The 20666-nt window shown below is 34.5% G+C and carries 20 protein-coding genes; 9 read left to right on the plus strand and 11 right to left on the minus strand.

Annotation, left to right across the window (positions count from 1 at the left end; genetic code table 11):
* Positions 1-38 precede the first annotated feature (38 nt).
* Together HQN62_RS04300 and mutY are read right to left on the minus strand one after the other, a co-directional pair.
* On the minus strand, positions 39-842 hold the full coding sequence (locus HQN62_RS04300; protein ID WP_254454477.1) for a tetratricopeptide repeat protein: 804 nt from the start codon (positions 840-842) through the stop codon (positions 39-41).
* Positions 843-1146: 304 nt separating this feature from the next.
* Positions 1147-2184 carry an A/G-specific adenine glycosylase gene (gene mutY / locus HQN62_RS04305; RefSeq protein ID WP_173503454.1) on the minus strand — a complete coding sequence of 346 codons (1038 nt, stop codon included), beginning with the start codon at positions 2182-2184 and terminating at the stop codon, positions 1147-1149.
* Positions 2185-2317: 133 nt separating this feature from the next.
* Here mutY and HQN62_RS04310 point away from each other — a divergent pair, with 133 nt between their 5' ends.
* Both HQN62_RS04310 and HQN62_RS04315 read left to right on the plus strand, forming a co-directional pair.
* Positions 2318-2608 carry an HU family DNA-binding protein gene (locus HQN62_RS04310; RefSeq protein ID WP_035634379.1) on the plus strand — a complete coding sequence of 97 codons (291 nt, stop codon included), beginning with the start codon at positions 2318-2320 and terminating at the stop codon, positions 2606-2608.
* Between the two features lie 403 nt (positions 2609-3011).
* Positions 3012-4556 (plus strand): Rne/Rng family ribonuclease, encoded by a 1545-nt coding sequence (locus HQN62_RS04315; RefSeq protein WP_116798396.1) that lies wholly within the window; start codon positions 3012-3014, stop codon positions 4554-4556.
* A gap of 278 nt (positions 4557-4834) precedes the next feature.
* Here the strand turns inward: HQN62_RS04315 and HQN62_RS04320 are convergent, their stop codons facing one another.
* Together HQN62_RS04320 and HQN62_RS04325 are read right to left on the minus strand one after the other, a co-directional pair.
* On the minus strand, positions 4835-6835 hold the full coding sequence (locus HQN62_RS04320) for a M16 family metallopeptidase (RefSeq protein ID WP_173503455.1): 2001 nt from the start codon (positions 6833-6835) through the stop codon (positions 4835-4837).
* A 61-nt stretch (positions 6836-6896) separates the two neighbouring features.
* Positions 6897-8201 (minus strand): M16 family metallopeptidase, encoded by a 1305-nt coding sequence (locus HQN62_RS04325; RefSeq protein ID WP_371811636.1) that lies wholly within the window; start codon positions 8199-8201, stop codon positions 6897-6899.
* 247 nt (positions 8202-8448) lie between these two features.
* Between HQN62_RS04325 and rplU the strand changes: the two genes are divergently transcribed.
* A complete protein-coding gene (gene rplU, locus HQN62_RS04330) occupies positions 8449-8883 on the plus strand; it encodes a 50S ribosomal protein L21 (RefSeq protein ID WP_173503456.1) in 435 nt (144 codons plus the stop codon).
* A 22-nt stretch (positions 8884-8905) separates the two neighbouring features.
* Positions 8906-9166, plus strand: coding sequence for a 50S ribosomal protein L27 (rpmA, locus tag HQN62_RS04335; protein WP_100432219.1), 261 nt, complete (start codon positions 8906-8908; stop codon positions 9164-9166).
* A gap of 81 nt (positions 9167-9247) precedes the next feature.
* On the opposite strand, the gene HQN62_RS04340 is transcribed toward rpmA, so the two are convergent.
* From HQN62_RS04340 to ahcY, 7 genes are all read right to left on the minus strand, one after another.
* Entirely contained in the window at positions 9248-10177 is a 930-nt protein-coding gene (locus HQN62_RS04340; RefSeq protein ID WP_173503457.1) for an alpha/beta hydrolase, read from the minus strand.
* Positions 10177-10710, minus strand: a complete 534-nt coding sequence (locus HQN62_RS04345) for a hypothetical protein (RefSeq protein WP_173503458.1) — start codon at positions 10708-10710, stop codon at positions 10177-10179. The genes HQN62_RS04340 and HQN62_RS04345 overlap by 1 nt, the downstream gene beginning before the upstream one ends.
* 180 nt (positions 10711-10890) lie before the next feature.
* Entirely contained in the window at positions 10891-13215 is a 2325-nt protein-coding gene (locus tag HQN62_RS04350) for a patatin-like phospholipase family protein (protein WP_254454478.1), read from the minus strand.
* A gap of 239 nt (positions 13216-13454) precedes the next feature.
* Entirely contained in the window at positions 13455-13736 is a 282-nt protein-coding gene (locus HQN62_RS04355) for a Txe/YoeB family addiction module toxin (protein ID WP_173503459.1), read from the minus strand.
* Entirely contained in the window at positions 13721-13942 is a 222-nt protein-coding gene (locus HQN62_RS04360) for a DUF2683 family protein (RefSeq protein WP_173503460.1), read from the minus strand. Before HQN62_RS04360 ends, HQN62_RS04355 begins: the two co-directional genes overlap by 16 nt.
* Before the next feature lie 75 nt (positions 13943-14017).
* Positions 14018-14308, minus strand: coding sequence for a GIY-YIG nuclease family protein (locus tag HQN62_RS04365; RefSeq protein ID WP_173503461.1), 291 nt, complete (start codon positions 14306-14308; stop codon positions 14018-14020).
* Positions 14309-14422: 114 nt separating this feature from the next.
* Positions 14423-15739, minus strand: coding sequence for an adenosylhomocysteinase (gene ahcY, locus HQN62_RS04370; protein ID WP_116796265.1), 1317 nt, complete (start codon positions 15737-15739; stop codon positions 14423-14425).
* Between the two features lie 268 nt (positions 15740-16007).
* On the opposite strand from ahcY, the gene HQN62_RS04375 reads away from it, so the two are divergent.
* The 5 genes from HQN62_RS04375 to arfB all read left to right on the plus strand — a co-directional run bounded on the left by HQN62_RS04375 (position 16008) and on the right by arfB (position 20606).
* A complete protein-coding gene (locus HQN62_RS04375; protein ID WP_116796264.1) occupies positions 16008-16664 on the plus strand; it encodes a 4'-phosphopantetheinyl transferase family protein in 657 nt (218 codons plus the stop codon).
* Between the two features lie 65 nt (positions 16665-16729).
* The gene (locus HQN62_RS04380) at positions 16730-17500 is read left to right on the plus strand and encodes a phosphoglycerol geranylgeranyltransferase (protein WP_173503462.1); all 771 of its coding nucleotides are present in this window, start codon (positions 16730-16732) and stop codon (positions 17498-17500) included.
* On the plus strand, positions 17493-18128 hold the full coding sequence (gene pnuC / locus HQN62_RS04385) for a nicotinamide riboside transporter PnuC (protein WP_116796262.1): 636 nt from the start codon (positions 17493-17495) through the stop codon (positions 18126-18128). Before HQN62_RS04380 ends, pnuC begins: the two co-directional genes overlap by 8 nt.
* The gene (locus HQN62_RS04390) at positions 18077-20203 is read left to right on the plus strand and encodes a DUF4301 family protein (RefSeq protein ID WP_173503463.1); all 2127 of its coding nucleotides are present in this window, start codon (positions 18077-18079) and stop codon (positions 20201-20203) included. Before pnuC ends, HQN62_RS04390 begins: the two co-directional genes overlap by 52 nt.
* Position 20204: 1 nt before the next feature.
* Positions 20205-20606, plus strand: a complete 402-nt coding sequence (gene arfB / locus HQN62_RS04395) for an alternative ribosome rescue aminoacyl-tRNA hydrolase ArfB (RefSeq protein WP_173503464.1) — start codon at positions 20205-20207, stop codon at positions 20604-20606.
* Positions 20607-20666 lie beyond the last annotated feature (60 nt).

Raw genomic sequence — 20666 nt, forward strand, 5'->3', positions numbered from 1 at the left:
GCATTAACATTGAGATTAGTAATGAAGTAGGCATTGATTTATGATTTCCATCGTACTTGATAAGGATATATTTCATAAACGACATTATCCTCATTTAATGTATAACCCGCTTTCCCGTCTTGTTTTGCTTCTTCATATAACTTATTTGCTTCTTCTTTTTTATTCAATCGAACCAAGCAAATCGTTTTATAATATTTTGCATCAGATAGATTAGGGTACAATTTTAGTGCTTTATCAAAAACAACAATTGCTTCTTCCCATTTTTTTTGTTCATATTTTGAAACTCCATAATAAAATAAAGCGGTAGGATGCTCTAGTCCTTGTCGGTTTTTAAAAATATCATCATTGTATTCTCCAAAAAGTTTCTCTGCTTTGGCATATTCATTCAGTTGCAAATAGCATAAGCCAATATAAAAATTATAGGTATGGTTCATTACGTAGCTATTTCCAAATTTCTTGATGCAATCTTCGAAATCCGAAATGGATTCCTTGTACGTTTTGGCAAAAATACATTTGATAAAAGCTCTGTAAGCTTGATGTTTTTGAGGATTCAGTTGTACGGCTTTGTCTAAATATACCATCCCAACTTCGTATTTTCTAGCTTTGAAATAAGGCATGGCTTTTTGTTGCCACAAATATGATATGGTACTGTCTTTTTGTATTCCGGTATCAAGACATTGTTGCCATTCGGTCATTTCATAATTATAATTATGTTTTTCGGCACAATTTGTAACAAATTCTTCGATTATGGCTTCTTGGTTTTTCTTGATTGTTTCGGGATTGGTTTGCGCAAATATTGTCAATCCAAGATTCAGACTTAATAAAAGAATAATTTTTTTCAAAGTGAAGTGTTTTTATGTTATAAAAGTAGAAATATCCTACGTATGAAACAAAGTAGTTTGGCTTTAATTTAACATCAATAGTTATTCGTGGTGTGTTTTATAATGATATTTAGGAAGAAAGTTATAAAGACTTTTGTTGTTAAATGTCATCATAAATACTGAACTTCTTGTTCCTTGACTTGGGTGAGGGATAGCAGCTAGCTACCGAAGTAGCGCGAATAGCCCGACGCTATAAAACAATGGGGCAAAATTCGCGTTGCTATAATTTGGCCCCGTTGTTTTATAGGGTCACCCCCAATTAATTTCACAGTTTCTCTTCTATGAAATTATGAATCACGATCGGGAATGGGAAAGTTTTGGCTGTTTCGAGGTCAATACCATTTTCGATTGTGCCTTTTAAACTTGCTTTCCAAAACTTGATGTGCAAATGTTGGTGCGAGAGTTTATGGACGATACTTTCTTCATTGTATTCCAATAGGCTCTCTATTTTGTTTTCCTGGAAAAAATTTTGGCTGATTTGTTGGGCCACGGTTTCGAAATCTTCGACTTTGTCGGTTTCGATTAAAGGGAACTCATATAGATTGTGCCAAATTCCTTTGGCGGTGCGTTTCTGGATGATAGTGTTCTCCAAATCATCGACGGCTACTATATAATTAAAGTAGCGATTTCGAACTTTAGTTTTCTTTAATTTTACGGGTAATTGATCTACTTTCTTTTTTTGCAGAGCGGCACAGCTATTATTAAAGACACATTCGGTGCAATTTGGATTTTTTGGTACGCATTGCAGTGCGCCAAATTCCATTATGGCTTGGTTGAATAGCGCAGGGTTGTCTTTTGGCATTAGTTCGAAAGCCAAAGCAGCGAATTCTTTTTTGGCTGAAGCTTGTGCAATGTCGGTTTCCACGTCAAAATAGCGTGAAAGTACCCGGAACACATTTCCGTCAACCACGGGAACACATTCATTATAGGAGAAGGACGCAATTGCCGCGGCAGTGTACTCGCCAATTCCTTTAAGTTTTAGCAAGTCGGCATAATTGTCCGGAAAGATGCCGTTCATTTCAAAGGCGACGGTTTGTGCGGTTTTGTGCAAATTCCGTGCGCGTGAATAATACCCTAATCCTTGCCAAAGTTTTAGGACTTGTTCTTCATTGGCTTTTGCCAGATCAAAAACAGTCGGAAAAGCCGTAGTAAATGATAAAAAATAAGGTGTTCCTTGAGCCACTCTTGTTTGTTGAAGCATGATTTCGGAGAGCCAAATCGGGTACGGATTGGTAGTTTTTCGCCACGGTAAATCGCGCTTGTTTTGTAAGTACCACTTAATTAGCGTGTTGTGAAATTTCATTGTAAAAAATTTGAAAACAAAAGTAATTGTTTATGTAATTAAAATTTAACGAATTAGGTTGATTTATTGTTTTTTAAATTCATATATTTGCAAACTCAAAAAAATTATTACAACATAATAAAAAGGAAAGAAAATGACGAAAGCAGATATCGTAGCGAAGATTTCAGAAAAATTAGGTCTTGAAAAAGGGGATGTGCAAGCAACCGTAGAGACTTTTATGAACGAAGTAAAAAACTCACTTGAAACTGGTGACAATGTTTACCTAAGAGGTTTCGGTAGTTTTATCGTTAAAACAAGAGCTGAAAAAACTGGAAGAAATATTTCCAAAAATACCACTATTAAAATTCCAGCACACAACATTCCTGCATTCAAACCTGCGAAAGTTTTTGTTGAAGGTGTAAAAGTGAACAACGAAGCAAAATAACACTATTAATTAATCATAAAATCTATTAGATATGCCAAGTGGTAAAAAAAGAAAGAGACATAAGGTAGCGACGCACAAACGTAAAAAAAGAGCGAGAGCTAACCGTCACAAAAAGAAAAAGTAGTTTTAAACTACTTTTTTCTTTTTTAAGTTCATTGAAATTGAGATTTAAGATTGTAGATTACCGATTTAAGATTGCAGATTTAAAAAATCTAAAATCAAGAATCAATCCCGATAGATATCGGGACAGAAATCTAAAATCTCCCCGGGTACAATACCTGTTAAATTATTGTTTAATCCATCTGTACTAAAAAGTTTTTGGTTTATTGTTTTCTGTTTATGGTTCAAACTATAAACTACAAACAACAAACAACAAACACAAAGTGCGGATAAAAATTTACAAATGAATAAAGAATTGATCATTCGGTCTAGTTCTGATTTTGTGGATTTTGCCTTATTAAAAGATGGAAAACTAATTGAATTACACAAGGAAGAAGAGAAAAGCAACTTTCAAGTAGGTGATATTTTTATTGCCAAAATAAGAAAACCCGTTGCTGGACTTAATGCTGCTTTTGTAAACGTAGGCTTCGAAAAAGATGCCTTTTTACATTATCATGATTTAGGACCTAACTTAGCTTCCCAACTGAAATTCATAAAACTTGTAAGCGCAGGTAAAATAAAAGATTTCTCCCTAAAAAACTTTCAGTTTGAAAAAGAAATAGACAAGAATGGTACGATTACAGATGTAATTAGTGCCAATCAATCTGTTTTGGTACAAGTTGTCAAAGAACCAATATCGACCAAAGGGCCAAGGATAAGTGCAGAGCTTTCCCTAGCCGGAAGATTTATTGTTTTGGTTCCGTTTTCTGACCGAGTTTCTATTTCACAAAAAATAGAAGACAAAAAAGAAAAGGAACGTTTGAAACGTCTTGTACAATCAGTCAAACCAAAAGGATTTGGCGTTATTGTTCGTACAGTAGCCGAAGGCAAAAGCACAGTAGAATTAGAAAAAGATTTGCAGAACCTGCTAAGCAGATGGACTGCAATGTGTAAAAAATTACCAACTGCTCATCATCCTTCCAAAGTATTAGGAGAGCTCAACAGAGCTTCTTCAATATTAAGAGATGTATTTAATGATACTTTCAGTAGTATTCAGATAGATGATGAAGAGTTGTACAACCAAACAAAGGATTACTTGCAAGAAATTGCACCATCCAAACAATCAATTGTCAAGTTCTATCAGTCCAAAGACACACCAATTTTTGAGAAATACAATATAGAGAGACAAATCAAAACTTCATTTGGGAAAACAGTTTCCATGAGTAAAGGGGCTTATCTTATTATAGAACACACAGAAGCTTTACACGTCATTGACGTAAATAGCGGAAACCGTTCCAATAAAGCTACCAACCAAGAGGATACAGCCATGGAAGTCAATATGATTGCAGCCGCCGAAATAGCGAGACAATTGCGTCTTCGTGATATGGGCGGAATCATAGTAGTTGATTTTATCGATATGTCTAATCCTGAAAATCGTAAAGTCTTGTTCGACTTCTTGAGAGAAGAAATGAGCGACGATAAAGCGAAACACAAAATCTTACCACCGAGTAAATTTGGGTTGGTCCAAATTACCAGACAACGCGTAAGACCAGAAGTTAACATAAAAACTAGAGAAGAAGATCCAAACAATGAAAATGGCGAAATTGAAGCGCCAATATTAATCATTGACAAAATCGCTTCCGATCTGGAAAGAGTTTTAAAAACCCACAATAAAGTAGTGCTTAATGTACATCCGTTTGTGGCTGCATACCTCAGTAAAGGTTTTCCATCATTGCGTTCAAGATGGTTTTTTGAACACAAAAAATGGGTGAAAATCATACCACGTGACGCTTACACGTATTTGGAATATCATTTCTACGATAAAAAGGGAGATGTTATTAAGGAATAAAACAAAGAACCGCCTTTCGTGAGATTGGCGGTTTTTTTGTGTCTTGTTCTGAATGGTTTTTTATTGGTCCAAACTGAGTTCAATTGTTGTTTTTTGGAGCAGAAAGATTTGGCTTTTTTGGAAATATAGTCCCGCTTTTCGTTTCAATCTTTTGTGCCGAACCCCGGCACAAAAGGATTTCCACTTTAATCGGGGCTAAAGAGTTGGATTTTTGCTTTTTTGCCATCATTCAGAAAAAAAGGAATAATCAAACTCAGTTGGTAAAAGAAAAATACGAATTATTGAAAATCAGTATCTTTTACACTTTCGTTGATTGTGATTTCAGACATTTTTATATCCAGTTCAATGCCTATGTTTTGTATGATATTAAAAGGGATTTTCACACTTTTTACTTCTCGATAATCGTTGAAATTGGTAGTCACAATAATTGTTTCTTCGTCTTGATCTATGATTTTAGATTCGGCTAGTTTAAGTCCGTTTTTGGTATCGTAGAAATAGTTGTTTTTCCCGTTTTTGACAACATAGGTATCGTTTCCATTGATGGTTTCAATTCTGTCGATAGTTAGTTCGTTCATCTTTAATAAAAGAAGTTCTTCAAATGGAGTTGCTGATGCTTGCATTTCGGCTAACTCTTCTCCTTCAAAATCTTTGCGTTGTCCTTGTTCAATGGTGTAGGCTCCTTTTGGGGTAATTACCTGTTTCATCATACTCATTCCTTCCATTGAAATTTCTACCAAAGAATTTCCTTTAGTGTCTGTTTTTGAGGTATAGGTTAAAGGTGTTGGGGCCTGTGGAATTGTGGCTGATCCTATCATAGTAATAGATTTTACCGACGAAACTGCTTCCTGTCCTCCAATTGCTTTGATGTAATTCTCAAGTACATTTTTGACAGAGATTCCTGTTGGGATTTCTTTGTTCAAAATCGGTTTTTCTATAGGGTTTCCATATTTGTCAAAATAGAACATCGGAATTTTTAGTTTTTCCAATCCTGGAGTAATTTCAGATCCTTTGCCTGCAATTACAATTCGCATATTGTCTATTAAGAAATATTTGTTGGCTACACGCAGTACATCATCAGCTGTCACGGCGTTGATTGTTTGTATGTATTTCTCGTAAAAATCAGCTGGAAGTTTTTCGGTTTCTATGTTTAATGCATAACGAGCAACGGCTTGTGGTTTTTCAACCTGCATCACAAATCTTCCAATGTAACCTGCTTTTACGGTTGCAAGTACTTCTTCGGTAACTTTCTCGGTACGGATTCGTTTTATTTCTTTGATAAATTCCATAACGGCACTGTCGGTAACGGCATTCCTTACGGCAGATTTAGCAAAGAATTTGGATGTGTATTTTCCAGCTGCTATGCCGGATCTTGCGCCATAAGTCCAAGCGTGTTCTTCACGTAAATTCATGTTTAAATAACTGTTGAAATCTCCTCCCAGAATTTGATTGGCAATTACGGCAGGAAAAAAATCAGAATCTCCCATTTTTAAACTTACGGTATTTACCAATGTGATTTCAGACTGAACTGCATTTGGTACATCAACTAAATTGATTTGTAAATTTGATACATTAGCAGGGATGTCATATGGTGTTTTTGGCGTGTTTTTTTTCTCCCAAGAACCAAATAATTTTTCTACGACTATTTTTACATTATCGTATTTAACATCGCCAACAATTACTAAGTATGCGTTTTCGGGAACGAAGTAAGTTTTGTAATTTGTTTCTACGTCGGCAAGAGTTATGTTGTTTAGTGTTTCTTCAGTCATAAATTCACCTGAAGGATGGTTCTTTCCAAAAGCTAAAGCATCGACAACGCGACTGGCAATTGCAGGAACGCTTTTTTCTTCGGCTTTCATCCCTTCGATTAATTTGGCCTTTTCTTTTTCAAAATCTTCTTGTGTGAAATTTGGATGTAAGACACCTTCTGCCATTAGTTCCAAAATTCTTCCACTGTATTTGGAAAGTGAATTTGCTGTAGCCCCGTGGGAACTAAAATTGATATCTACTCCCCAAAAGTCGATTTCTTCATTGAAAGCAGTCTTTGTTGTTATCTTACTACCATTTCCAATTAAGTTACTGGTCAATTCATCGACTCCTTTTTTGTTGCCTTCTGCAAAAGGAGCGTTGTCTAACGTTAGATTGAAGGATACTTTAGGTAATTTATGATTTTCTACTACCAATATCTTCATACCATTGTCCAAAACAAAGCTTTGTGGTTTTTTGATATTGATTATAGGTGATTTTCCGGGTTTGGGTTGCGTGCGTTCTGTTGCTTGCATAATTCCTGTTAGTGATGAAAAGGATGAATACTGTAATAGTCTTTTTATGATATTGGGCTCTTTAATTAAGGGGTTTTGCCGGTATATAATCTAAAAGTAAACGTTGGTTTGGATTTAGGTATTTGTTGGCGACCTCTCTTATTTCTTCCCGTGTAATCGAGTGGTACAGTTCAATTTCGGTGTTGATTAGGTTGATGTCTTTGTATAATAGGTAATAAGATGCCAGATTGTTCGCAATCCCTTCTATAGTTGCATTTGTGTTCACGAAAGTGTTATCGAATTTGTTTCGCAATTTTTCATAATCTTTTTCAGAAATCAAATCGGTTTGGATTTTTACAATTTCTTCGTCAATTTCTTTAAGCATGTCTTTGGTGGTGAAGTTGGCCATTGGTAATCCATATATTATGTACATGCCGTAATCTTCTTGGCTAAAGCCAACAGCTCCAACTTGTAGTGCCATTTTTTTATCGTCTACTACTTTTTTGTACAATTTTGAACTTTTGCCATCGCTCAAATACGAAGAGATTAAGTCCAATACTCTGGCGTCTCTACTTTTCATGGATGGAGTTCGGTAACTTGCTACCAACATTGGGATTTGAATGTTGGGGTCTTCGTAGGTAGCTGTGATCGTTTCAGTTATTGGTTCTTCGATGAAGGTCTTTTTAGGAACAACTTCTCCCTTCGGAATTGGACCAAAGTATTTTTGAATCCATTCTTTGGCTTGTTTTTTATCGAAATCTCCGGCGACAACCAAAACAGCATTATTAGGCAAATAGAATTTTTTGTTGAATGCTTGAAATTCTTCTAGAGTTGCAGCATCTATGTGTTCCATTGAGCCGATAGTTGTCCATCGGTAAGGATGATTTTTGAACATATTTTCTTTTACCGCCGCAAGGATGTTTCCATAAGGTCTGTTGTCGTAGCTGGTTCTTTTTTCTTCTTTTACGACTTCGTTTTGGGTGTCAACCCCAATTTTGTTGATTATCGGGTGTAATAATCTTTCGGATTCCATCCAAAGTCCCAATTCTAAATTATTTGATGGAAATATTTCGTAATAATAGGTTCTGTCGTCGGTGGTGTTGGCGTTATTTGTTCCTCCATTTGAAGTTACAATTTTAAACCATTCACCTCTCTTGATGTTTTTGGTTCCTTCAAATAATAAATGTTCGAAGAAATGTGCAAAACCGGTTCGGTCTGGATTTTCGTCTTTGGCACCCACGTGATACATGACAGAAGTAATAACAACAGGGGCAGAATCATCATGGTGTAAAATAACATGCAAACCGTTGTCTAAATCGTATTCCTCGAAAACTACTTTTTGAGCTGAAGCAACTCCTCCTAATGTTAATACGGCACTTGACATCATTGTTTGTTTTTAATGGTAATTGTTTTGTGATTTTGTCATAGCAAAAATACCTTTTTTTATCCTGTAGAAAGTAGGTAAATTCATCATTGGGAATATATTAACGTTATTTTACTTTGCAACGGTAAGTGTTTCAAAAATAGGATGAAATAGGTGAAGAAAAAGCTATGAAATATTTTTCAGTAAAGGATTGCAGGGTAAATATTTAATTGTATATTTGCAACCTTAAAAATTATTAAAACAATTCAGTATGTATGCAATCGTAGAGATAGCAGGGCAACAGTTTAAAGTAAGCAAAGACCTAAAGGTTTACGTTCACCGTTTGGCAAATGAAGAAGGATCAAAAGTTTCTTTTGATAAAGTTTATTTGTTAGACGATAACGGTTCAATCACAATAGGCGCCCCAGCTATAGAAGGTGCTTCAGTAGAAGCTAAAGTGTTACAACACTTAAAAGGAGATAAAGTTATCGTTTTCAAAAAGAAAAGAAGAAAAGGATACAAAAAAAGAAATGGTCACAGACAATATCTTTCTCAAATTGTAATTGAAGGTATTACTGTTGGAGGAGCTCCTAAAAAAGCAGCTTCTAAAAAGGTAGCAGTTGAAGCAACTACAGAAGAAGTAGCAGAAGTTGCTCCTAAAGTAAAAAAAGCTCCAAAAGCTAAAAAAGAAGATACACAAGAATAATAACAAAATAAACTAATACGTCATGGCTCACAAGAAAGGTGTCGGTAGTTCCAAGAATGGTAGAGAATCAGAATCAAAACGTTTAGGCGTTAAGATTTTTGGTGGACAAGCTGCTATCGCAGGGAACATCATCGTAAGACAAAGAGGTTCAAAACACAATCCAGGTGAAAACGTTTACATCAGTAAAGATCACACCCTACACGCAAGAGTAGATGGAGTTGTTCACTTCCAAAAGAAAAGAGATAATAAATCTTATGTTTCTATACTTCCATTCGAAGCATAATCATAAAGATTCTATATTATTACAAAACCCGTTTCGAAAGAAGCGGGTTTTTTGTTTTAGAATTGTTCTTAATTGCGTCGATTAATTTAGTTTATTCGCTATTTGGTTAAATGCATCAAGTTGATTAGCATATTGCAAAGGAGTGACGTTGGATCGCAAGCTTAATCTTGTAAATACGTGAATGTCAGAATCCATTATTTGCGCATCAATATGAGCTCCTGTACTTGTTTTTAAGCCTTTGTAGATTAATACGGTACTTGTTGTGCTTGCAACTGGATCGTGTAATGAATGGAACACTTTAAAATAAGTTCCAGATGGAAGTGTTATTCCATCTTCTAAGCCTTTGCGTACCACTTTCATTACATCATTAAGTTCATTGATTGTTTGATAGGGTCTAAAACGATACCAGTATTTATTTTCTTCTGAAGTTTGGTCCGATTCAGCATAAACAATCATTGGTCCAACTATACCAATAATAGATTGAAGTTTGTTGGAAGAGACTACTATTGGGTCGATTAAAAATAAATTTTTAGGAGGCAGATGGCTATTGAAATAACCGGATTTTACTAATTCCAGAATTAGGGTTCCTCCCGTAGATGAGCCGGCGATGCTGATTTTGGTGTAGCCAAGCGCTATTAGTTTTTCATATTCATCAGTTATGGCAGAACGCCAGTCTTCCCATTTTGAGGCTTTAAAAGAATCGTAATCCCTGCCATGTCCGTCGAGTAAAACTTGAGAAATTCTATAGGTAGATTCGTTTGACCAATCTTTGAATTCCTGCCATTCAAATGTGGTGGCAGAATATCCGTGAATAACCAATATAATGTGTTTGCTTAAATCTTCAGGTGTTGGATTTGGGTATTTAGCCGAAACCAAAAATTGTCCAGGATTGTATAAGGAAGGATCAAAAATGACATTGCCATCGAGCAGATCATCCGTAATGGTTGGATCGCTACAAGAATAGAATAAAGCCATAATGACGAATAGGAAAAATAGGTTCGATTTATTCATTAGATATGTTTTTTAAACAACGTATAATAAATGTCAAGATGGAAGTATAAAGGCTGTAAAGTTCCTGGTGAATAGCCTTCTTTTTCTGTGATAATATAATATCCAGTGCCAAAATTTAGAGAGACCGGCACTTGTGGTATATTGAATGTAAAACCAATTTCAGGTGAAAAAAGAAAGGCGGTATTTGGAATTTCATTGAAAATTTCCTCTTCTAAATCCGAGTAAAAATAGCCCATATTCAAACGGGTAACAAAATGATAAGGTTTATTTTTGTTGAATTGCCAACTGCCAGAAAAGATGTAATTATCTTGTTTGATAGCGTTTGAATTATAGGCAGATCCCAATCTGGAAGTTACGTAGTCAAACCCAATGAAAAATTGATTGGGTTTAAATTTCGCGAAAGAATATTGGGCTGAAACACCATTTTCCCAATACATTTCTTGTGTCTTTTGAAAGCGTCCACCTAATTTGAGCGTTTGGGCTTGGGAGATGATGGTGCATAATATCAACGAAACTACGAATGTTTTTTTCAATAGAAATGGTTTAGGTTAATATTTGAAAATGAACTTTTTGGTAAATTTGACGTAAATTACATAATTTATTTATAAATAGATAGTTATGATTTAGCTATTTCAAAAATGAATCTTTCAGTATAGGGTCAATATCGGTACTGAGAGGTTCATTAAAAATATATTTTGATCGTAATTTGGTTATTAGTTTGATGGATTAAAAGAAAATCCAACACTAAAAAACAATCTCACTTTGTCTATATTATTGACCCATGAAACATCAAAATGGATTGGACCTAAAATAGATAGATAAGAAGCGGCTGCTCCTCCGGATAGTAAAAGACTGGTTTCTGTGCCATTATCCCAATTCCCTTTTGGATTAAAAGCATCACCAATGTATTCGTTGAAATTATCAAAACCAACAGTTGCAATATTAAAATGAGGAGTTAGATAAATTTTCCCTAATGGATTTATTTGTGCACCAAGTTTGATCGCCATATATTGAGAAGCATTGACTTCGTCTTCGTGTAATCCTGGAAAAGAAAAGCGGTTGCTGCCAGAACTAGGTAAAATGCCACCAAGGAAATATTTTGAAGCATAACCGTAATCAGAAAATGAAACATCACCATTCTCAAGTTTGTCTTGAAAAATAAAGTTAGCATCAAAACCCATTATACAAGTAACTTTCTTTTTTAGCTGCATTCTTTTTTCAAATCCGAATCCGAATTTAGTGAACCCATTTGTTTGTCCCGAATAATCGGTTAAATTCGTATCCGTATAGTTTATATTGGTATCGCTAAAAAGAGAACGGTTTATGTTTGCTCTTAAAATCATTCCGTTTGTTGCAAAAAAAACTTTGTCCATATTGTTGTATGAATAATGCGCATTCATCTCAATGTCTTCAAAGTTGTAATTGTTAAGGGATAGTATGTTAGGGTTTAAATTGGGATCATTTTTGGGTTTTACCTCTGTGTAATTGTAGTTTAAGCCAAGGCCAATATAGCTTCTTAGAGAATTTAAATTTCGGTTTGCTTCATTATTGAATTCAAATGCATTGTAAAGCATATTGTCAGCCGATTTTCCACTTATAAAGAGTTCTTGTTTTAAAAATGCTCCATAAAGTTCAGAACCCCACCACCAGTCTTTGTTTTTTCCAAAATTTTTCTGAAAATCGATTCTTGCTTTTGGTTGTTCTGCAATATCAGCTGTAACGACAAGACGAGAGGATTGAGCGAGAATATTTCGGGCTGTATAGTTAAGAATTAATCCAACACCTCTATAGGTATCATAGTGCAAAGATGCGTTTACCTGATTTTTGGAATATTCAAAACCATTTAGTGTTAGGCCTAATTTGTCTCCGTCTTTTATAAAATAACTGTAGGTAATTTGATTAAAAAGATTGGTCCCCATAGCTCTATTGATGCCTTGAATCAAATCTTTGGTGGTGTATATTCTATGTGGTTTGATATCTGTTCGGGCAATTACCAAGGGAATGTTTTCTTTGCTAATATTTTTGTAAACAATTGTATCGATCAAAAATTCGTTGGGGACTTTGGGGAGGTAGTGTGTGCGTTGTTTATAGTTTTTTAATTTATCGGCTAATGCAGACAAAGCGTCTAAGTTGAGTTTTGTGGCAATTTTACCATCTTTGTAGATTTCGTCACTTTTATTAAAATCTGCTGTGGAAAATCTTAAATTAGGCATATGATCCACCAAGATATCACATAGTTTTCGGTTCTCAGGATCTTTGATGTTGCTTGGAAACATGCTGGTTTGCATTAGTACAGTTACCAAGTTGTTTAATTTATCCATAGGTTCCATTCCTCCTCCAACATCGCTACCAATTATGATATCGGCTCCCATTTGTTTGGCAATATCCGTTGGAAAATTATTCATTACACCTCCATCTACCAAAAGGGTTTCGTCATAAGACATAGGTTTAAAAACAGCGGGTAATGACATACTTGCTCTCATGGCAAATGCTAAACTTCCTTTGCTTAATACAATTTCTTTTCCATGTACAACATCTGTAGCCATGGCTCTAAATGGAATGGGGAGATTGTCAAAATCTTTGACATTGTAAACAGGAAAAGTCAGTTCAGAAAGGTATTCTCTTAAGTTCTGGTCGTTTAATAAGGAGCTGACGCTAGTTGGTTTTCCATCTTTTATACCTATTCCGGCCAGATAACGTTGAAATTCACTTTTCTCTTCCACGCTAACATTTCTTAGAGATAAACTTCCTCCGAGCAATTTGTCCCAATCAATGTTTTGTGTTATGCTTGCAATGCTGTCGCCGGAATATCCCATGGCATATAAACCTCCGATAACACTTCCCATACTGTTTCCAACGATAAGGTCAGGGACAATGTGTAAAGAATCCAATGCTTGCAATAGCGGAATATGCGCTATTCCTTTGGCGCCGCCACCGCTTAATACTAAAACTACTTTAGGTTTTTTCTCTTGAGATGAAATAATTTGAGAGAATATCAAAAATATAAATAAAAGGAAGAGGGGGGATTTTCTTTTCAAAGCGTCTTGTTTTGAGTTGATAATTAAAGAGTAAAAGCGGTTCGTTTTATTTAATTATAAACACTAAGATATTGAAAATTATGTTTTTGAAGCAATAAAAAGTGCATTTAAGTTCGATTTCTTTTATAATGTGAAATTTTTAAAATATGTTAACCGCTAGTTTAGGTGTTTTTATAAAAAAAAAGCTCCTAAACTTTGATAGATTAGGAGCTTTGATGTTGTGTGTTTTGAAGAGATTGCTATTTGTCATTGTAATGTCCCAAAGCCGAAATGATAATTACCACTATTTCATGGTCGATAATTTCATATATTAATCGGTCTTTTTTGTTAATCTGTCTAGACCAAATATTAACGTCTTTGTATTTTAGTTTTTCAGGTTTGCCAATTCCAATTGTTGGGTGGATTTCTAATTCTAGAAAGATTTTTTCAATTTTTGAGATATCCGTTTTCTTGCCCGACTTTTTTATTTTTGACAAATCAGCAAGAGCTTCTTTGCTTATTTCTATTATATATCTGCCCATATATCTTTAGTGTCTACTTTGGTGTAGTTATCTTCTCTATAGGCGGGATTCTGAAAGTTTTTTTGGTGTTTCTCCAATCTTTCGATTATCGCTGGATTTGTAATTTCATTATTTTGCTCAATTACTTCCACATCAAAAGCTTTCAAAATTTTTTTGATGATTGCAATTTGAGAAATGTCTTTTATATTTACGGTAAGTGTAGTCATTTTGATAAGTATTCAATTGAAATACAAAGATATAAAATATTTGAGTTTGTTGTTGAGTGCTTTTTTAAACATAGTTTATTGGATAGTATCCTTTTGGTTATTATGTGTTTTGTTGTACTTGGGATTGTGTTTTTTTATTAATTCCTTTTCAATGCGATTATACTCATTTATGTCATTAATACTAATGTAGTTCCAAGATGTGAATTTCTTATCAGAATCTTTTCTCGTATGTTCAGCAATTCTAAGTAAACAATTCCACCCTTTGCCTATATATACAAGCTCATTTCCATCAAAAAGAAAGTAGATTCCAGAGCAATTGCCTTCTAAAAATTTGCTAGATTTAAACAGGTTATCGATTTCTTCCATCTTTTTTTATAAATTTCTCTCAAATGTACACAATTTTAAAGAAGGTTTAAAATCCAAACAAAAGACCCTCACATTTCTGCAAGGGTCTTAATACTTAATACTAAAATCTTAATACTAATATCTATAATATTCTGGTTTGAATGGACCTTGAACTTCAACTCCAATGTAAGCAGCTTGATCGTCACGTAATGTTTCCAATTCAACGCCTAATTTAGCCAAGTGTAACATAGCTACTTTTTCATCTAAATGTTTTGGCAACATATAAACTTCATTGTTGTAAGCAGCGCTGTTTTTCCACAATTCGATTTGAGCCAAAGTTTGGTTTGTAAATGAGTTACTCATTACAAAACTTGGGTGACCTGTAGCACAACCAAGATTTACCAAACGGCCTTCAGCCAAAATGATGATGTCTTTTCCAGCGATAGTATATTTGTCAACTTGTGGTTTGATTTCGATTTTTGAAGCACCGTGGTTTTTGTTCAACCAAGCCATGTCAATTTCGTTATCAAAGTGTCCGATGTTACAAACGATAGTCTTGTCTTTCATTTTTTCGAAATGAGAACCCAAAACGATGTCTTTATTTCCAGTTGTAGTGATGATAATATCAGCATTAGCAACAACAGTATCTAGTTTTTTTACTTCAAAACCGTCCATTGCAGCTTGTAATGCACAAATTGGATCGATTTCAGTAACAGTTACGATAGATCCAGCACCTCTAAAAGAAGCTGCAGTTCCTTTTCCAACGTCTCCGTATCCACAAACGATTACTCTTTTTCCAGCCAACATAATGTCTGTAGCACGACGAACCGCGTCAACAGCACTTTCTTTACATCCGTATTTGTTGTCAAATTTAGATTTAGTAACAGAGTCATTTACGTTGATAGCAGGCATTGGTAATGTTCCAGCTTTTACTCTTTCGTATAATCTGTGTACACCTGTTGTAGTTTCTTCAGACAATCCTTTGATTCCAGCAACCAATTCTGGGTAACGGTCAATAACCATATTAGTCAAATCTCCACCATCATCAAGAATCATATTTAATGGTTTTCTGTCTTCACCAAAGAATAAAGTTTGCTCGATACACCAGTCAAAATCTACTTCGTTCAAACCTTTCCAAGCATAAACTTGAATTCCGGCGGCAGCAATAGCAGCAGCAGCTTGATCTTGAGTAGAGAAAATGTTACAAGAACTCCAAGTTACTTCAGCACCAAGAGCAATCAATGTTTCGATCAAAACAGCAGTTTGAATTGTCATGTGCAAACATCCTGCAATACGAGCACCTTTAAGAGGTTGTTCGTCTTTATATTCAGCACGAAGCGCCATTAAACCTGGCATTTCAGCTTCAGCTAGTTCAATTTCTTTTCTTCCCCAGGCTGCTAGAGAAATGTCTTTTACTTTGAAAGCCACAAAAGGCATAGTCGTTGTACTCATTTATAGTATATTTGTATTGTAAAATTTTTTGCAAATTTAGGCAATAAGTTTAGAAATAAACTAATTTATGCGAGATTTGTGATTTGTTTAATGTCTTAATCTTTTGGACATTAGATAAATAATTTTTTTTGGAGCTAATCCCGCTATTCGCTGCAATCTTTTTGTCTCGAAAAAAACGAGACAAAAAGGATTTTCACTTCTATCGGGGCTAAATTATACATGGAGTTTATCAATTCATAATTTATAATTCACAACTCATAATTCAAGAATGCCTTTATACAAAACAATAGTCCTAAATTCATCAACTAAAATTTTTGTTTGGGAAATAACCGAATCCTATCAAGAGCTTTTTGAGGCAGTCGTTCTCAATGATAGCAATATGAACCGATTGAACTGCATGAAGTCCGAAATGCATCAGCGTGCTTTTTTAAGTGTTCGTAAACTGTTTCAGAAAGCGGGCTATACAGACTTTGATTTGTATTATGACGAATTCGGGAAACCACATTTGTATGACGGAAAACATATTTCCATTACCCATTCCCATCAATTTTCTGCCGTAATTTTAAGTGATGAAGTTGTTGGGATTGATATCGAATTGCAACGTGAAAAAATTATCCGCATTGCCGATAAATTCGCCGATACGGAGTTTCTCTTTTTAAACCCTGAAGAAAGAATAGAATACATAAGAAAACTGACTGTGATTTGGGGTGCAAAAGAAGCTATTTTTAAAATTAGGAACGAAAAAGGAATCAGTTTTAGAGATCATATTAAAGTAGAAGCTTTTGAATTATGCGACGAAAAAATTAAAACGGAACTTCATTTTGATGATATAATCAGAGATTTTTGTGTGTGTTTTGAGGAATTTGAATCAAATGATACAAATGGTTTAAAACAAAGTTTCACACTTGTTTACGCTTTCGAATAATAAAAAATAATTTTAAATCTTTGAGTAGATTTGTGTCCTCTTAGTTAATCTCTGTGTGACTGCGTATGACGAATATTTATAATGCCATAATTCAGGCCAAAACTGAAAATCGAAAATTACTTGCCATTCTTTTGGATCCGGACAAAATTGTTTGGGACAATTTGGGGTATTTAATCGAAAAAATCTATCAGTCACCGGCAACGCATATTTTCATTGGCGGCAGCCATGTCCAAAATAATATTTTGGATGAATTGATTATTTGTCTAAAAGAAAGAATAAATTTGCCAATTGTCCTTTTTCCGGGAAACCCATCTCAAATTTCTGCTAATGCTGATGCAATTTTATTTCTTTCCCTAATATCAGGCCGAAATCCAGATTATTTAATCGAGCACCAAGTTGATGCTGTTCCAATTTTGAAAAAAACTGAACTCGAAATTATTTCGACAGGATATATGTTAATCGAAAGTGGTAGTGAAACGGCGGTCGCAAGAGTGAGTAATACAAAACCATTGGATAGGGATAATAGCGATTATGCTATGCACACCGCCCAAGCCGGGGAAATGTTGGGAAATAAACTCATTTATCTTGAAGCGGGAAGTGGTGCCAAAAAAGCTGTTCCTTTTGAAATGATAAAAAAAGTATCAAATAATATTGAAATTCCTCTAATAGTTGGTGGCGGAATTATAGATTTGCAGGGCATTCAAAAAGCTTATGAAGCTGGAGCTGATTTGGTTGTTATTGGAACCGCTTTTGAAAATAATCTAGATTTTTTTGAGTATAAGGAGAAATCTAAAAGTCTAAAATCGTTAATCAACAATCTAAAATCAAATGTTTGACTATTTTTTTGCACAATACAAAGGTTATCCTCTTCACGAAGTATATTTGGAATTGATTGCCGTTTTTTTTGGGCTTTGGAGTGTTTGGTGCGCCAAAAAAGATAATATTTGGGTTTTTCCAACTGGATTAATCAGTACGTTTATATATGCATATTTACTTTGGCAGTGGAGTTTGTTGGGAGATTCAATGATTAATGTCTATTATTTCATAATGAGTATTTATGGCTGGTACCACTGGACTCGAAAAAAAGGAGATGTTGATGAATTTCCAATTTCGGGAATGACAAAAAAAGAGCATTTTCTAGCTATTGCTATTTTTATGTTAACACTTGTCTTCGTAATATTAGTGTATCTTTATTTTGATAAATTTAAAAGTTGGTATTCATACGTAGATACCTTTTTGACAGCAATATTTTTTGTTGGTATGTGGTTAATGGCCAAAAGGAAAATCGAGAATTGGATTTTTTGGATTGTAGGAGATTTACTTTCTATACCGCTTTATTTTGCAAAAGGATATACCTTTACCAGTTTTCAATATATAGTATTTACAATTATTGCCGTTTATGGCTATTTAGAATGGAAGAAAATCTTGAACAGCTCTCAAAATCTGGAGCTTCGCCAATTATAAAAATTGCTATTTTTGGTCCCGAATCTACCGGTAAAACCACTTTGGCCACACAACTCGCCGAATATTATAAAACGGTTTGGGTTCCCGAATTTGCACGCGATTATCTACAGGAAAAATTAGATAGCGGACGTGGTATTTGTGATATTGATGATATGCTTCCCATTGCTTATGGTCAAACCAAATTGGAAAACGAAAGTGCATTAATTGCCAATAAATACCTTTTTTGCGACACCAATTTGCTTGTAACTAAAGTGTTCTCTGAATTGTATTATAATTTTTGTGATTCTTTATTGGACAAGGCTGCCCGTGCCCATCAATATGATTTGTTTTTCCTGACGGATATTGATGTGCCTTGGGAAGATGATGGTTTGAGAGACAGTCCTGAAGGTAGAGAAACAGTATTTGAAGTGTTTAAACAATCCTTGATTGATAATAAAAAGCCGTTTATTACTATCTCTGGTAACAAGGAAACACGTTTGAAAAAAGCGGTAGCCATTATTGAAGATTTGACTAAGGCTTTGCAAATGGGATTCACTTCTCTCGATTTTTTGCAAATTTACGAGCACAGTATTCCTTTGGAAAAGATAAACAAGCAACTGGCCATTTTTAATGAAGGAATTTTAAAAAGTGTTTTGGTTCAACCAGCAACTTTAAATGATGGGATTCTTAAATTATCGGAGGCTGAATTTGGGCAAAAGGCAACTTTTTTTGATGCGAATAAAAATGCATTCAAAATAAAGAAATTTGTTCCGGCATCAGGTGCTGCATCCAGAATGTTTAAATTTTTAACTACTTTTCTGAATGAATTTGATTTCGGAAATGAAACCATAAACGCCTACATCAACAGAAAAAAAGACACGGAATTATCTCTTTTTATTGTTGGGATGGATAAATTTTCTTTTTTTGAAGAAGTAGATAAAAAGCTGAAAGAAATATATCCAGATTTTAACTCTTTGAATCGCGATTATAAAAATTATTATTTTATAAAGACGCTGTTGTCTCCGGAATATTTCGATTTTGCCAATAAACCCAAAGGGATTCTTCCGTTTCATAAATATCCAACACATGTTGCAACGCCTATTGAAGAGCATTTGTATGAATGTGGTTTTTATGCTGCCTCCAATAATCAATCCAATTTACATCTAACGGTTTCAGATAATCATCAATCACAATTTGAAGAAATTATCGAAAAGGTGAAAGGTGAAATCGAAGAAAAATCAAATACAAGTATAGAAGTGAGTTATTCGTATCAAAAAAAAGAAACGGATACCATTGCTGTAGATTTAAAAAATAAACCTTTTCGAAATGAAAAAGGGATGCTGGTTTTTAGGCCTGGGGGTCACGGTGCTTTGATTGAAAATTTAAATGCAATTGATGCCGATGTTGTTTTTATCAAAAATATAGACAATGTGATTCAAAATAATATTCAGCAAATATCTTTTTATAAAAAAGCATTAGGCGGAATCCTTTTAGAGTTGCAGCATCAAATTTTTGGGTATTTAAATGAATTGGATGCTCAGGAAATGACTGTAGAAAAAATTAGTGAAATTTTATTTTTTCTAAAAAAAGAGTTGAATGTTGAATTGAATGATGATTTCCATAAATTTAAATTGAAGAACCAAATCAGCAAGCTAAAAGAGATACTAAATAAACCGATTCGTGTTTGTGGAATGGTTAAAAATGAAGGAGAACCTGGTGGAGGACCATTTTGGGTGAGAGGAACTAATGGGAGGTTAAGTTTGCAGATAGTAGAAACCTCACAGGTTGATTTGAGCAGCAAGCAACAATTGAAAATACTGGCTAGTGCCACTCACTTTAATCCAGTAGATCTAGTTTGCGGATTGAAGAATTACCAAGGTGAAAAATTCGATTTAAGACAGTTTATCGACCCAAATAGTGGTTTTATCGTGCATAAAAATCACGCGGGAATTGATTTGAAAGCATACGAACTACCTGGTTTATGGAATGGAGCTATGGCCAATTGGTTAACCGTTTTTGTCGAGGTTCCGTTGTTTACATTCAATCCGGTAAAAACTGTAAATGATTTATTAAAACAAGCGCATCAACCGTTATAAAATGGAAATTCAAACGATCCTCTCGGAGGTGAAATATAAAGCAGTAAGAAGTAGTGGCGCTGGAGGACAAAACGTTAATAAAGTTTCGTCCAAAGTAGTGCTTACTTTTGACTTGTCTAGTTCTCAAGGATTTTCGCAGGAAGAAAAATTGCTGTTAGAAAACAATTTGCAGAATAGATTAACGGCGGATTTGATTTTAATCCTAAATTGCGATGAAGACCGAAGCCAACTCAAAAACAAAGAAATTGTTACCAAGCGTTTTTTGGAAATAATAAAAAAAGGATTGCATGTTCCCAAAGAACGAAAGCCTACAAAAATTCCAAAGTCAGTAATCCGAAAGAGGATTAAGGATAAAAAAAGCCTGTCCGTAACCAAACAAAATAGGAGGAAACCAGATTTTTAAATTTTTTCGCAATTCATAATTTATAATTCACAATTTATAATTAGTTTTGCGTCGTCTCAA

This window comes from Flavobacterium sp. M31R6, assembly GCF_013284035.1.
Classification (GTDB): domain Bacteria; phylum Bacteroidota; class Bacteroidia; order Flavobacteriales; family Flavobacteriaceae; genus Flavobacterium.

Excerpts from the sequence above, each read along its gene's own strand:
- mutY (WP_173503454.1), bottom strand. The coding sequence starts at position 2,184 with ATGAAATTTCACAACACGCTAATTAAGTGGTACTTACAAAACAAGCGC.
- HQN62_RS04310 (WP_035634379.1), top strand. The coding sequence starts at position 2,318 with ATGACGAAAGCAGATATCGTAGCGAAGATTTCAGAAAAATTAGGTCTT.
- HQN62_RS04315 (WP_116798396.1), top strand. The coding sequence starts at position 3,012 with ATGAATAAAGAATTGATCATTCGGTCTAGTTCTGATTTTGTGGATTTT.
- HQN62_RS04320 (WP_173503455.1), bottom strand. The coding sequence starts at position 6,835 with ATGCAAGCAACAGAACGCACGCAACCCAAACCCGGAAAATCACCTATA.
- HQN62_RS04325 (WP_371811636.1), bottom strand. The coding sequence starts at position 8,201 with ATGATGTCAAGTGCCGTATTAACATTAGGAGGAGTTGCTTCAGCTCAA.
- rplU (WP_173503456.1), top strand. The coding sequence starts at position 8,449 with ATGTATGCAATCGTAGAGATAGCAGGGCAACAGTTTAAAGTAAGCAAA.
- rpmA (WP_100432219.1), top strand. The coding sequence starts at position 8,906 with ATGGCTCACAAGAAAGGTGTCGGTAGTTCCAAGAATGGTAGAGAATCA.
- HQN62_RS04340 (WP_173503457.1), bottom strand. The coding sequence starts at position 10,177 with ATGAATAAATCGAACCTATTTTTCCTATTCGTCATTATGGCTTTATTC.
- HQN62_RS04355 (WP_173503459.1), bottom strand. The coding sequence starts at position 13,736 with ATGGGCAGATATATAATAGAAATAAGCAAAGAAGCTCTTGCTGATTTG.
- HQN62_RS04360 (WP_173503460.1), bottom strand. The coding sequence starts at position 13,942 with ATGACTACACTTACCGTAAATATAAAAGACATTTCTCAAATTGCAATC.
- HQN62_RS04365 (WP_173503461.1), bottom strand. The coding sequence starts at position 14,308 with ATGGAAGAAATCGATAACCTGTTTAAATCTAGCAAATTTTTAGAAGGC.
- ahcY (WP_116796265.1), bottom strand. The coding sequence starts at position 15,739 with ATGAGTACAACGACTATGCCTTTTGTGGCTTTCAAAGTAAAAGACATT.
- HQN62_RS04375 (WP_116796264.1), top strand. The coding sequence starts at position 16,008 with ATGCCTTTATACAAAACAATAGTCCTAAATTCATCAACTAAAATTTTT.
- HQN62_RS04380 (WP_173503462.1), top strand. The coding sequence starts at position 16,730 with ATGACGAATATTTATAATGCCATAATTCAGGCCAAAACTGAAAATCGA.
- pnuC (WP_116796262.1), top strand. The coding sequence starts at position 17,493 with ATGTTTGACTATTTTTTTGCACAATACAAAGGTTATCCTCTTCACGAA.
- HQN62_RS04390 (WP_173503463.1), top strand. The coding sequence starts at position 18,077 with ATGGAAGAAAATCTTGAACAGCTCTCAAAATCTGGAGCTTCGCCAATT.
- arfB (WP_173503464.1), top strand. The coding sequence starts at position 20,205 with ATGGAAATTCAAACGATCCTCTCGGAGGTGAAATATAAAGCAGTAAGA.